The organism is Pseudomonas sp. R3-18-08 (genome assembly GCF_003852065.1).
In the GTDB taxonomy this organism is placed as follows: Bacteria; Pseudomonadota; Gammaproteobacteria; order Pseudomonadales; family Pseudomonadaceae; genus Aquipseudomonas.
Genome location: NZ_CP027729.1, coordinates 5,355,385 through 5,368,798, shown reverse-complemented (window position 1 = coordinate 5,368,798; position 13,414 = coordinate 5,355,385). Strand labels below are relative to the sequence as shown.

At 61.9% G+C, this 13,414-nt stretch carries 11 protein-coding genes; 3 read left to right on the top strand and 8 right to left on the bottom strand.

All coding sequences use genetic code 11. The annotated features are described in order from the left end of the window. Nucleotides 1-58 precede the first annotated feature (58 nt). The 8 genes from phaZ to C4J92_RS24675 form a co-directional block, all read right to left on the bottom strand. Nucleotides 59-904 carry a poly(3-hydroxyalkanoate) depolymerase gene (gene phaZ / locus C4J92_RS24710; RefSeq protein WP_124368646.1) on the bottom strand — a complete coding sequence of 282 codons (846 nt, stop codon included), beginning with the start codon at nt 902-904 and terminating at the stop codon, nt 59-61. Nucleotides 905-1,039: 135 nt separating this feature from the next. Further along, a complete protein-coding gene (gene phaC, locus C4J92_RS24705; protein WP_124405509.1) occupies nt 1,040-2,719 on the bottom strand; it encodes a class II poly(R)-hydroxyalkanoic acid synthase in 1,680 nt (559 codons plus the stop codon). 248 nt (nt 2,720-2,967) lie between these two features. After that, nucleotides 2,968-3,345, bottom strand: a complete 378-nt coding sequence (locus C4J92_RS24700) for a gamma-butyrobetaine hydroxylase-like domain-containing protein (RefSeq protein WP_124364747.1) — start codon at nt 3,343-3,345, stop codon at nt 2,968-2,970. Nucleotides 3,346-3,493: 148 nt separating this feature from the next. Then, nucleotides 3,494-4,831, bottom strand: a complete 1,338-nt coding sequence (gene hslU, locus C4J92_RS24695) for an ATP-dependent protease ATPase subunit HslU (RefSeq protein WP_124364746.1) — start codon at nt 4,829-4,831, stop codon at nt 3,494-3,496. A 37-nt stretch (nt 4,832-4,868) separates the two neighbouring features. Continuing rightward, on the bottom strand, nt 4,869-5,399 hold the full coding sequence (hslV, locus tag C4J92_RS24690; protein ID WP_003171209.1) for an ATP-dependent protease subunit HslV: 531 nt from the start codon (nt 5,397-5,399) through the stop codon (nt 4,869-4,871). Between the two features lie 257 nt (nt 5,400-5,656). Beyond that, nucleotides 5,657-6,358, bottom strand: coding sequence for an SPOR domain-containing protein (locus tag C4J92_RS24685; RefSeq protein WP_124368642.1), 702 nt, complete (start codon nt 6,356-6,358; stop codon nt 5,657-5,659). 1 nt (nt 6,359) lies between these two features. Beyond that, on the bottom strand, nt 6,360-8,096 hold the full coding sequence (argS, locus tag C4J92_RS24680; protein ID WP_124405508.1) for an arginine--tRNA ligase: 1,737 nt from the start codon (nt 8,094-8,096) through the stop codon (nt 6,360-6,362). A 235-nt stretch (nt 8,097-8,331) separates the two neighbouring features. After that, complete coding sequence (locus C4J92_RS24675; RefSeq protein WP_124405507.1) at nt 8,332-10,551, bottom strand: primosomal protein N'; 2,220 nt, start codon at nt 10,549-10,551, stop codon at nt 8,332-8,334. Between the two features lie 251 nt (nt 10,552-10,802). Here C4J92_RS24675 and rpmE point away from each other — a divergent pair, with 251 nt between their 5' ends. The 3 genes from rpmE to C4J92_RS24660 all read left to right on the top strand — a co-directional run bounded on the left by rpmE (nt 10,803) and on the right by C4J92_RS24660 (nt 13,310). Then, entirely contained in the window at nt 10,803-11,039 is a 237-nt protein-coding gene (rpmE, locus tag C4J92_RS24670; RefSeq protein WP_003237330.1) for a 50S ribosomal protein L31, read from the top strand. Between the two features lie 14 nt (nt 11,040-11,053). Further along, nucleotides 11,054-11,860 (top strand): thermonuclease family protein, encoded by an 807-nt coding sequence (locus C4J92_RS24665; protein WP_124405506.1) that lies wholly within the window; start codon nt 11,054-11,056, stop codon nt 11,858-11,860. Between the two features lie 181 nt (nt 11,861-12,041). Continuing rightward, on the top strand, nt 12,042-13,310 hold the full coding sequence (locus tag C4J92_RS24660) for a malic enzyme-like NAD(P)-binding protein (protein ID WP_124364741.1): 1,269 nt from the start codon (nt 12,042-12,044) through the stop codon (nt 13,308-13,310). The last annotated feature ends 104 nt before the right edge of the window (nt 13,311-13,414 follow it).

Sequence of the window (13,414 nt, the reverse complement as noted above, 5' to 3'; positions counted from 1 at the left end):
GGCACGCCAATTCAGAACCATAGTCGGTTCCTGGCAAGTTGCGCGGTGGTGCGATCCTTCACACCGCCGGGCGCGGATGTATCACGGCGCGCAGGCGCTCCTCCTCGAGAAACTTCATGATGATCGGCGCCACGGCTTCCGCCCGGGTGATCAGGAATAAATGGCCGTCATCGATGATGTGCAACTGCGCATTGGGGATGCGCCAGGCGAGCAGGCGCATGTTGATCAGCGGGATCAGCGGGTCGTCGTCCCCGGCCAGTACCAGGGTGGGCTGGCGGATCTTGTGCAGCCAGTGAATGCTGGTCCAGCCCAGCCCCGCGAACAGTTGCCAGTAGTAGCCCAGCTTGCCGGCCGAGCGCACTTTGCTGGCATGTTCGGCGGCCAGCTTGGCGTCGCGGCGAAACGAGCCGCCATAAATCATCGGCGCAATACGCACCACATGGGACGGCTGGATATAACGCCTGGGGCTGGCCATCAGCCACAACACTTTCGGCTTGCCCGGCACCATCACCGCGCCCGCCGCCGTGGCCGCCAGGATCAGTTTTTTGCACCGTTCCGGGTAGTCATAGGCGAACTGCTGCGCCAGCGCCCCGCCCCACGACACGCCCACCGCGTTCACCTGGCCATAGTCCAGGTAATCGAGCATGCGCGCCGTCAGCTTGGCCAGGCCGGGGAAGCGATAGGGCCGGTTGGGCGTGGAGGAACCGCCCACGCCCGGCACGTCGAAGGCGATCACCTCCAGGTCCGGGTCCAGGGCCTGCACGAACGGAAACACCAACTCCAGATTGGCGCCGATGCCGTTGAAGATCAGCAGCGGCGTCAAGTGCGGCTTGCCCGGTCGTACCGCCGTGCGGATGGCTTGGCCATCCAGGTCGATAGTGCGGAAGATGAACGGTTGCGGCATGCTCAAGCCCTGTGAAGTTCTACAGCCCGAATGCAGTCAGTGTGGGAGGGGGCTTGCCCCCGATGCAGGCGGCGCGGTGTGTCTGTTACACCGCAATCGGGGGCAAGCCCCCTCCCACATTGACCGCATTTCAATTTAGCGTTCGTGCACATAAGTGCCTGGTGCAGCTTCCGCCGCTGCGTACGTCTTGTTACCCAGGCTTGTAGGAGCTTTTTTCAACTTACCCGCCCGTTCCGCCTGCCACACCTGCCAGTGCAGCCACCACGAATCCGTATGCTTGGTCGCGTTTTCCTGCCACTCCAGCGCAGTGCCCGCCAACCCCTCGCTGGTCTGGTAGCGCGACTTGGGGTTGCCCGGCGGGTTGAGGATGCTCTGGATATGCCCGCTGCTGGACAGCACGAACTCCACTTTGCCGCCAAACAATTGCGCCGACTTGTAGCAGGACTGCCAGGGCGTGATGTGGTCATTGGTGCCGGCCAAGGAATAGATATCGGCTGTGACTTGCTTGAGGTCGATGGGCGTACCGCACACTTCCAGGGCGTTGGCGCGCACCAGCGGGTTGTTCTTGAACAGCTCGATCAGGTCGCCATGGAAGGCGGCCGGCAGGCGCGTGGTGTCATTGTTCCAGAACAGAATGTCGAACACCGGCGGCTCGTTGCCGAGCAGGTAATTGTTGACCCAGTAGTTCCAGATCAAGTCGTTGGGCCGCATCCACGCGAATACCTTGGCCATGTCGCGGCCTTCAAGCACGCCGGCCTGATAGGAATGGCGCTTCGCCGCTTCCAGCGTCTGTTCATCGACGAACAGCGCCACCTGGGTGTCCAGCGTGGTGTCCAGCACACTCACCAGCAGGGTCAGGGCGTTGACCTTCTTCTCGCCCAGCGCCGCGTAGTGGCCCAGCAGCGCGGTGCAGGTGATGCCGCCGGAGCAGGCGCCCAGCATGTTCACGTCCTTGCTGCCGGTAATCGCCCTGATCACATCCACCGCTTCCTTGAGCGCCTCGATATAGGTCGACAGGCCCCACTCGCGCTGGGCCTTGGTCGGGTTGCGCCAACTGACGATAAAGGTCTGCTGCCCATTGCGCAGGCAGAAACGCGCCAGGCTCTTTTCCGGGCTCAGGTCGAATACATAGAATTTGTTGATCTGCGGCGGCACCACCAGCAGCGGGCGCTCGTGCACCTGCTCGGTGATCGGCTTGTACTGGATCAGTTCCAGCACATCATTGCGAAACACCACGGCGCCGTCGGTGATGCCGAGGGTCTTGCCCACTTCGAAGGCGCCCATGTTGACCTGGCTCGGCATGCCGCCGTTGTGCACCATGTCCTTTGCCAGGTGGGACAGGCCGTCGAGCAGGCTTTTGCCACCGGTTTCAAAGAAGCGTTTGACCGCCGCCGGGTTGGCTGCGCTGTTGGTGGGGGCCATGGCTTCGGTCATCAGGTTGATCACGAAGTGGCCACGGCTGATGTCCTGTTCCGACAGATTGCTGTCGCCGATCCATTCGTGCAGTTCCTTGCGCCACGCCAGGTAAGTCTGCAGGTAGCGCTTGTAGAGCGGGTTCTGGCTCCAGGCCGGGTCGTGGAAGCGGCGGTCGTCGCTTTCCGGCACCAGCGCCGATTTGCCGAACATCACGTTCTTGAGCTCCACCCCAAAATGGGCGACGTGTTTGACGCTGTGTAACGGTTGCTTGATGGCTTGGGTCAGCACCATCTTCGCCGAGGCCAATAGATCCTTTTTGCGTAACGCGATGATCGGGTTCAACCCCAGGGTGTTCTCCGAGGCCTGGCGTTTCAAGTCATCGTTATTCTTGTTACTCATCTACGACGCTCCATTGTCCGAAAGACGAGTACCGGCGATTGCTGCGCACCCATTTCGATACACGACACCAGCCTGGTACTGCGACTCGGGTGACCGTTGATACCGCATCGTCAAATGCAGGGAACTTGCCAGTTCCATTGGTTACCCGAGTTTAATTTTTTTCGCAAGCGGGCCAATCGTTGGCCACCAGACAGGGCATTCAAGCAGATGAAATTAGAAAATGCCCTCTAAAGAGCAAGAAGCCTGGGCTAGAGCATCAGGCGCACGACCGACTGACTCGGGTCGCGGGTTTTTCCGGCAGCTTTCAGTTCGGCCAGGTAATCCGCCCACAGCGCGTCCTGACGCACGGCCAGTTGATACAGGTAGTCCCAGGTGAACAGCCCGCTGTCATGGCCGTCGTCGAAGGTCAATTTCAGTGCGTACTGGCCGGCCGGTTCCAGCTTGATCAACTTAACGTTGAGCTTGCCGAATTGCAGGATGGGTTTGCCGTGGCCCTGGACCTCGGCGGAGGGTGAGTGCACGCGCAGGAATTCGGCGGGCAGTTGGTAAACCTCGTCGGGGCCGTAGGTGAGGCCGAGGGTGTTGGAGGTTTTGTGCAGGTTTACAGCAGTAGGAAATTTCGACATTGGAGATAACCCTGAAGGAACCGGCTCAAAATGTGGGAGGGGGCTTGCCCCCGATAGCAGTCTGTCAGTCAGCTTATCTGATACTGATACACCGCCATCGGGGGCAAGCCCCCTCCCACATTTGAAGCAAAGCAGTTCTGTGTGAGGCTTACAGGATATACCGCGACAAGTCTTCGTTCTGCGCCAATTCGCCCAGGTGGCTGTTGACGTAATCCGCGTCGATCTTGATCGCCACGCCATTCTGCAAACCAGCCATGTCGCCAGCGCTGAACGACACTTCTTCAAGCAGGCGCTCAAGCAGCGTGTGCAGACGCCGCGCACCGATATTCTCGGTCTTCTCGTTGACCTGCCAGGCGATCTCCGCCAGGCGCTTGATACCGTCTGCCTGGAATTCGATCCCCAGGCCCTCGGTTTTCAGCAGCTCACGATACTGCTCGGTCAACGACGCATGCGGCTCGCTGAGGATGCGCTCGAAGTCGCCCGGAGTGAGCGCCTTGAGTTCTACGCGGATCGGCAAGCGACCTTGCAGCTCCGGCACCAGGTCGCTTGGCTTGCTCAGGTGGAACGCACCGGAAGCGATAAACAGGATGTGGTCGGTCTTGACCATGCCCAGCTTGGTGTTCACCGTGCAGCCTTCGATCAGCGGCAACAGGTCGCGCTGTACGCCTTCGCGAGACACATCGACACCACCGGAGTTGCCGCGCTTGGCGACTTTGTCGATCTCATCGATAAACACAATGCCGTGTTGCTCGACCGCTTCCAGGGCCTTGGCCTTGAGTTCTTCCTCATTCACCAGGCGCCCGGCTTCTTCGTCGCGCACCAGTTTCAGCGCTTCCTTCACCTTGAGCTTGCGGCTTTTCTTCTTGCCCTTGCCCATATTGGCGAACAGGTTCTGCAACTGGCTGGTCATTTCTTCCATGCCAGGTGGCGCGGAAATATCGACGCCGGACACCTCGGCCACTTCAATCTCAATTTCCTTGTCGTCCAGCTGGCCTTCACGCAGGCGCTTGCGAAACAGCTGACGGGTGTTGGAGTCCGACGACGGCGCGGCGTCTTCGTTGAAGCCCATGCGCGCCGGTGGCAGCAAGGCATCAAGGATGCGTTCTTCGGCGGCGTCCTCGGCGCGGTGGCTGACCTTGGTCACTTCCTGCTCGCGCAGCATTTTCAAGGCGGCGTCGGCCAGGTCGCGAATGATCGATTCGACGTCGCGGCCCACATAACCGACTTCGGTGAACTTGGTGGCTTCGACCTTGATGAACGGTGCATTGGCCAACTTGGCCAGACGCCGGGCGATCTCGGTTTTACCAACACCGGTCGGGCCGATCATCAGGATGTTCTTTGGCGTTACTTCAACGCGCAATTCTTCGGGCAGTTGCATCCGGCGCCAGCGATTACGCAGCGCAATGGCAACGGCGCGCTTGGCATCGTCCTGGCCGATGATATGGCGATTGAGTTCATGGACGATTTCGCGGGGAGTCATGGACATAGTGTTTGGCGGCCTCAAGCGGGAATAAGCCTACGGCTTACTCGGCGAGGTCCTGCTCCTCAATGGTCTGGTTGTGGTTGGTGAACACGCAGATATCGCCGGCGATACCCAGCGCGGTCTCGACGATTTCACGCGCCGACAGATCGGTTTTCTTCAACAGCGCGCTGGCCGCGGCTTGTGCATAGCCGCCGCCCGAACCCATGGCGATCAGGCCGTGTTCAGGTTCAACCACATCGCCGTTGCCGGTGATGATCAAGGACGCGTCTTTGTTGGCGACCGCCAGCATGGCTTCGAGACGGCTGAGGGAGCGATCGGTGCGCCATTCTTTTGCGAGTTCGACGGCGGCGCGCACCAGGTGGCCCTGATGCTTTTCAAGCTGGCCTTCGAAACGCTCGAACAGGGTGAAGGCGTCGGCGGTCGCGCCTGCGAACCCGGCGAGCACCTGGCCGTGGTACAGGCGACGCACTTTCTTGGCGTTGCCTTTCATCACGGTATTACCCAGGGAAACCTGGCCGTCGCCGCCCATGACGACTTTGCCGTGGCGACGTACTGAAACGATGGTGGTCAAGGGGAGAGTCTCCACGCAGCGGGGCGAAAATGCCCTGATGGAAACTGATATGGGGGTGGTGGAGGGGATTTCAACCGTAGGACGGCAGCGCGGACGAGTGGCAGTTACAGGACAGGCATGCTCTTGGGAACGATGAAAATCTAATGTGGGAGGGGGCTTGCTCCCGATAGCGGTATTTCAGCTAATGAATCTGGTGACTGATACACCGCCATCGGGAGCAAGCCCCCTCCCACATTTTGACCCGTGTTGAGCTAGAGTCAGCGGCTCTGGCGCTGTTGTAACAACAGGTTGCTAAACCCTGCGCCGGCCAATTGTTTCTGCGCCACGGTCAACTGCTCGCGGTTGCTGAACGGGCCTACCAGCACGCGATACCAGGTCGCGTCCTTCACCGTGCCGGATTCCACCGTCACTGCCTGACCCAACAGAATGATCTGCGCCCGCACACGATCGGCATCCGCCTGTTTCGGGAACGAGCCCGCCTGCAGGAAGAACTTGGTCACCGGCGCCGCCTTGGTCTCTGCCACTGGAGGTGCCGGCGGCGGGGTAATACCTGCCAATGCCGCCTGGGCGCGCGCGGTGTCGATTTTCGCCGCTTCCGCAGGCGTCACCGGCGTGGTCGGCACTTGCGGTGTCGGCAGGGTTTTCTCCGGCACGGCGTCGGGCGGCACGATCACTTCCGATTCCGGCAGCAGTGTGTAGAAGTCGTACTTGGGCTTCACCGGCGCCGTCGGGCTCGGTGCGGTCTTGTTGGCCTCGGCGATCTTCGTGGCTTTCTGCTGCTCCTGTTTGACGCGCTTGACGTCATCGCCCTGGCCGGGCTCCAGCTTCATCAGAAATACCACGAATGCGCCGACCGTGAGGCCGATGGCCATCCACAGCCAGCCCGGAATCGGCTGTTTGGCCGGGGCCTGGTAGCGGCTGGCGCCGCGCTTGGGTGCAGGTTTTTTCTTGGCGGCCAACTTACATGCGCTCCAGAGTTTCCAGGCCCAACAGCTCCAGGCCTTGCTTGAGGGTCCGTCCAGCCAGTGCGGCGAGGCGCAGGCGACTGTGCTTCTGGGCTTCATCGTCGGCGCTGAGGATCGGGCAGTTCTCGTAGAAGCTGGAGAACAGGCCGGCCACTTCGTACAGGTAGGTGCAGAGGATATGCGGGGTGCCTTTCTCGCCGACGCTGTTGAGCACTTCGCCGAACTGCGCGAGCTTGGCGGCCAGTTCCTGCTCCTGGGGCGCGTCCAGCACGATCTGGCCTTCGACTTCGCTGAAGTCCTTGCCCAGTTTGCGGAACACACCGGCCACGCGGGTGTAGGCGTACAGCAGGTACGGTGCGGTATTGCCTTCGAAGTTGAGCATCAGGTCGAAGTTGAAGCTGTAGTCGCTGGTGCGATGCTTGGACAGGTCGGCGTATTTCACCGCGCCAATGCCTACCACGCGGGCGATGTTGCGCAGGTCGGCCTCGGCCAGCTCAGGGTTCTTTTCCTTCACCAGGCTGTAGGCGCGTTCCTGGGCTTCGGTCAGCAGGTCGATCAGCTTCACGGTGCCGCCGTCACGGGTCTTGAACGGGCGGCCATCGGCACCGTTCATAGTGCCGAAGCCCATGTGTTCCATGTGCATCGGGTGGGTGACGAAGCCGGCGCGGCGCGCCACTTCGAACACCTGCTGGAAATGCAGGGCCTGGCGCTGGTCGACGAAATACAGCGCGCGGTCGGCCTTGAGCACGCCGCTGCGGTAGCGCACGGCGGCCAGGTCGGTGGTGGCGTAGAGATAGCCGCCATCGGCCTTGACGATGATCACCGGCAGCGGTTCGCCGTCGGCGGTCTTGAATTCTTCAAGGAACACGCACTGCGCGCCGTTGCTCTCGACCAGCAGGCCTGCGGCCTTGAGGTCGTTGACTACGTTGATCAGGTCATCGTTATAAGCGCTTTCGCCCATCACATCGGCCATGGTCAGCTTGACGTTGAGCAGTTCGTAGATTTGCTGGCAGTGGGACAGCGAGATATCGCGGAAGCGACCCCACAGTTCCAGGCATTCCTTGTCGCCCGCTTGCAGCTTGACCACCAGGCTGCGCGCGCGGTCGGCGAACTCGGCGGATTCGTCGAAGCGCTTCTTGGCGGCGCGGTAGAAGTTTTCCAGGTCGGCCAGTTCGTTGCTGGTGATCGGGTTTTCCTGCAGGTACGCCATCAGCATGCCGAACTGGGTGCCCCAGTCGCCCACGTGATTCTGGCGGATCACGGTGTCGCCGAGAAACTCCAGTACCCGCGCCACGCCGTCGCCAATGATGGTCGAGCGCAGGTGGCCAACGTGCATTTCCTTGGCCAGGTTCGGTGCCGACAGGTCGATGACCACGCGCTGGCTGTCGCCGGCTTTGCGTGCGCCGATGTGGGCATCGGCCAGGGCGGCATCCAGGCGCGACGCCAGGGCCTGGGTGTTCTGGAAGAAGTTGATAAAGCCTGGGCCGGCGATTTCGGCCTTGGTGACACTGGCGTCGGACGGCAGCGCCGCGATGATTTTTTCCGCCAGGTCGCGGGGTTTCATGCCTGCGGGCTTGGACAGCATCATCGCGATGTTGCTGGCGAAGTCGCCGTGGGTCTTGTCGCGAGTGTTCTCCACTTGGATCGCCGGCGACAGGCCTTCAGGCAACACACCTTCGTTGACGAGTTGGGTGAGGGCTTGCTGGATCAGCTGGCGAATGGTGTCTTTCATGGTGTTCTCTTTCGACCGCAAGCGGCGGCGCGCGATGCGCAGGTGGAAAAACTGGGCATTATCCGTGGCGAGGGCGGGCTTGCCAACCGTTCCAGACCTGTGGAGCTGTTTAAGGGCGTTGTGCCCCCTGTAGGAGCGAGCTTGCTCGCGAAAAACCCGAGGGCGCCGCGTGAAATCAGGATACCGCGTTATCGTTAACGTTTTTCGCGAGCAAGCTCGCTCCTACAGGGGCCGGTCAGTACAGGTCAACCGGGTCTACATCCAGCGACCATCGCACTTGCCGGCCACTGGGCATTTGCTCCAGGGCAAGCAACCAGCTGCTTAATAGCCGATGCAGCGGTGCGCGGGACGTTGCCTGCAAGAGTAGCTGGGCCCGGTAGCGGCCGGCGCGGCGTTCCATGGGCGCGGGCACCGGGCCGAGCAGTTCGATGCCGCTCAGACCCAGTTCGGCGAGCAAACGTTCGGCGGCGCTGCAGGCTTCGTCGAGAAAGGCTTCGGCCTGGCCCGGTTTATGCGCCTCGGCGCGCAGCAATGCCAGGTGCGAAAACGGCGGCAGCCCGGCGGCGCGGCGTTCGCTCAATGCCTGCTCGGCGAAGGCAAAGTAACCTTGCTCGGTCAGTTGGATCAGCAGCGGGTGGTCGGCCAGGTGTGTCTGGATAATCACCCGGCCCGGCTCTTCGGCGCGCCCGGCGCGGCCGGCGACCTGCACGATCAACTGCGCCATGCGCTCGCTGGCGCGGAAGTCGCCGGAGAATAAACCACCGTCGGCATCCAGGATCGACACCAGGGTCACCCGTGGGAAGTGATGCCCTTTGGCGAGCATTTGCGTGCCAACCAGAATGCACGGCTGGCCTTTCTGGATGGTGGCGAACAATTGGTTCATCGCGTCTTTGCGCGAGGTGCTGTCGCGGTCCACCCGCAGCACCGGGTAATCCGGGAACAGAATGCCCAGGCGCTCTTCGGCGCGTTCGGTGCCCGCGCCGACCGGGCGCAGGTCGACCTTGCCGCATTGCGGGCAGTGGCGCGGCACGGGCTCGACATGGCCGCAGTGATGGCAGCGCAGTTCGCCGTAGCGCTGGTGCACGGTCATGCGCGCATCGCAGCGTTCGCATTCGGACATCCAGCCACAGTCATGGCACAACAGCGTCGGCGCAAAGCCACGGCGATTGAGGAACACCAACACTTGCTGGCCGGCGGCGAGGGTCTGGCCGATGGCTTGCTGCATCGGGCCGGAAATACCGCTGTCCAGCGGACGGCTTTTTACATCCAGGCGCAGGAAACGCGGCTGTTTGGCGCCACCTGCGCGCTCATTCAGGCGTAGCAGGCCATACCGGCCGGTGTAGGCGTTATGCAGGCTTTCCAGGGAAGGCGTGGCCGAGCCGAGCACAATCGGGATGTCTTCCTGGCGTGCGCGTACCAGCGCCAGGTCGCGGGCGTGGTAACGCAGGCCTTCCTGCTGTTTATAGGAGCCGTCGTGTTCTTCGTCGATGATGATCAGCCCCGGATTTTTCATCGGGGTAAACAGCGCCGAGCGGGTGCCGATGATGATGTCGGCTTCGCCGTCCCGCGCCGCCAGCCACGACTCCAGGCGCTCACGGTCGTTGACCGCCGAGTGCACCAGCGCGATGCGGGCGTTGAAACGCTGTTCGAAACGCGCCAGGGTTTGCGGGCCGAGGTTGATCTCGGGGATCAGCACCAGCGCCTGTTTGCCGGCTTGCAGGGTTTCGCGGATCAACTGCAAATAGACTTCGGTCTTGCCGCTGCCGGTAACGCCGGCCAGCAGGAACGCGTGGAAGCTGTCGAACCCGGCGCGGATCGCTTCATAGGCGGCGCGCTGTTCGGGGTTCAGCGGCAGTTCCGGTTGCGCCAGCCAATGTTCGTGGCGCGGGTCGGGGGCATGCTTGCGGATTTCCACCTGCACCAGGCCTTTGGCGAGCAACAGGTCGAGGCTGTCTTTGCTCAGCATCAGCTTGCTCAAGAGCTGATGGGCGACGCCATGCGGGTGCTGGGCCAGGGTGGCCAGGGCTTCACGCTGGCGCGGGGCGCGGGCGATACGCGGGTCATCCAGGCGGGCGCCGGGCGTCATCGACCAGAACCGCTCCTGGCGCGCTTCGGCCAATTCGCCCTGGCGCAGCAGCACCGGCAGCGCCCAGCTCAAGGTATCGCCCAGGCTGTGCTGGTAATACTGCGCGGTCCACAGGCACAACTTGAACAGCGCGGGCGGCAGCGGCGGTGTGGTGTCGAGGATGGCGATGGCCGGCTTGAGTTTTTCGGCGGGCACTTCGCTGTGGTCGGTGACTTCCACCAGGATGCCGATCATTTCCCGGCGCCCGAACGGCACGCGCACGCGCATGCCTGGCTCCAGCTGCGCACGCGGCACACCGGCCGGGGCCTGGTAATCGAACAGGCGGCGCAGGGGCGAGGGCAGGGCTAGGCGCAAAATGGCGTCGGGCACGCGAGAAGTCTCATCTATAAAGGCAGGCGGTGGCGCAGGGGCGGGAGCCTAGCAGACCGACGGTGGAGGTGTCCCGTCTCTGCTGCAGGAAGGATAGACTTGCGCAGGCGCCGGGATTTTCTGATGAAAGGGCGTGCTCGGCCGTCACCGCCGCTTGCGCGATTGAAAAGGTCTGTTAGAATTCGCGGCCTAATTACGTGCGGTATTCGACAATAGTGTCGAGTGGCGGCACGCTAGCCCGAGGAAGTGCCATGAAAGCCGATATCCATCCAGCGTACGAAACCATCGAAGTCACCTGCAGCTGCGGCAACAAGTTCGAGACTCGTTCGAACCTGTGCAAGCCACTGGGTACTGACGTATGCAACGAGTGCCACCCGTTCTACACCGGTAAGCAGAAAACTCTGGACACCGGCGGCCGTGTACAGCGCTTCGCAGATCGCTTTGGTGCTTTCGGCAAGAAGCCTGCTGCTGCTACTCCAGCAGAGTAAGGCTCAAAAGCCTTATGGGCTTTTGCCAGCTGTTGAAAAAGGCGTCCCTTGTGGGCGCCTTTTTTGTGCCTGGAATTTGGTTCGGTGCGGCCCAGGCCCAGGTGTTTTGCCCGGCGCCGGCCTCCGTGGCGCGTGTAGAAGTACAGCGCGTGGTGGATGGCGATACCGTGCGCCTGAAGGATGGCCGCAGCGTGCGCCTGATCGGCCTCAACGCCCCGGAAACCGGCAAGAAGGGCCGCGCTGACGAGCCCTTTGCCATCGCCGCCCGCCAGCGCTTGCAAGCCTTGGTGAGCGCCAGTGGAGGGCGCGTCGGGCTGGTGTCGGGTCGCGAGGCCAAGGATCGCTATGGGCGAACCCTGGCGCACCTTTACGGCGCCGACGGCAAAAACCTGGAAGCCCAATTACTGGCCGAGGGCCTGGGTTTTCAGGTGGGTGTCGCGCCCAACGTCGACCTCGTTGCCTGTCAGCAGGCCGCTGAGCACACGGCGCGCCAGGCAGGGCTGGGCCTGTGGCGGCAATCGCCGGTGCAAGGGGTGGCCCGGCTCAAGCAGTCCGGCTTCGCTCTGGTCAGTGGCCGTGTCAGCAAGATCGAACGCAATCGCGGCGGAATCTGGATCGAATTGCAGGGTTCACTGGTATTACGCGTTGCGCCCGATCTGGCCCATCAATTCGACACTGCCATGCTCGATGGTCTGCCAGGCAAGACAATCGAGGCGCGTGGCTGGGTGCAGGATCGCTCCCGGCGGGGTGGGCGCAAAAACGGCCAGGCGCGCTGGCTGCTGCCGATCACCGATCCCGGCATGCTCAAATTGGCGCAATGATAAAAAATTGTAGACATTTTTTAATTCGATTGTGAACAGTCAAGCCCTTGTATCCCGTGGCTTTAGACTAAAGTACGCCGTTGCAGGGCCTTGACACCTGTGACCGACCAGTCTTGTGGGGGCTTTACGACACGCGTATCCTCGGCGGTCCGTCGACCAACAGTAAAAGCGGAATGCCGATATGTCTGATTTGAAAACTGCCGCTCTCGAATATCATGCCAATCCTCGTCCAGGAAAGCTGAGTGTAGAGCTCACCAAAGCCACTGCCACCGCCCGCGACCTGTCGCTGGCCTACAGCCCTGGCGTTGCCGAGCCCGTACGTGAAATCGCCCGCGACCCCGAGCTGGCGTACAAGTACACCGGCAAGGGCAACCTGGTTGCAGTGATTTCTGATGGCACCGCGATCCTGGGTCTGGGTAACCTCGGCCCACTGGCTTCCAAGCCGGTCATGGAAGGTAAGGGCGTGCTGTTCAAGCGCTTTGCCGGCATCGACGTTTTCGACATCGAAGTCGACTCCGAAAGCCCGCAGGCCTTCATCGACACCGTCAAGCGCATTTCCATCACCTTCGGTGGCATCAACCTGGAAGACATCAAGGCACCTGAGTGCTTCGAGATCGAAAAGGCCCTGATCGAACAGTGCGACATCCCGGTATTCCACGATGACCAGCACGGCACCGCGATCGTTACTGCGGCCGGCATGATCAACGCCCTGGAAATCGCCGGCAAAACCCTGAGCGAGGCGAAAATCGTCTGCCTGGGCGCCGGTGCTGCGGCCATTTCCTGCATGAAGCTGATCATCAGCATGGGCGCCAAGCTGGAAAACATCTACATGGTCGACAGCAAGGGCGTGATCCAGTCCGAGCGTACCGACCTGAACCAGTACAAGGCGATGTTCGCCCACCCATCCTCCAAGCGCACCCTGGCGGATGCCCTCGACGGTGCCGACGTGTTCGTCGGCCTGTCCGGCCCGAACCTGCTGAGCGCCGAAGGCCTGAAGTCGATGGCGCCGAACCCGATCGTGTTCGCCTGCTCCAACCCGGATCCGGAAATCTCCCCGGAACTGGCGCACGCGACCCGCAGCGACGTGATCATGGCCACCGGCCGTTCGGACTACCCGAACCAGGTCAACAACGTGCTGGGCTTCCCGTTCATCTTCCGTGGTGCCCTGGACGTTCGCGCCAAGCGCATCAACGAAGAGATGAAAGTAGCGGCCGCCAACGCCCTGCGTGAACTGGCCAAGCTGCCGGTGCCGCAGGATGTATGCGACGCTTACGGTGGCGCCAAGCTGGAATTCGGGCGTGAGTACATCATTCCCAAACCAATGGATAAGCGCCTGATCACCCTGATCTCCGATGCCGTGGCCAAGGCTGCCATCGAGACCGGTGTGGCAACCCTGCCGTATCCGAAGAACTACCCGCTCAAAAGCGTGGATGATGTGTTCAACGGCTAAGCCGTTGTAGCGCACCCACAAAAAGCCCCGGCTCTCGCGAGTCGGGGCTTTTTGTTGGGTGGCAATTATCTCAAGGTTGGCGAAGGCCCAAATGTGGGAGGGGG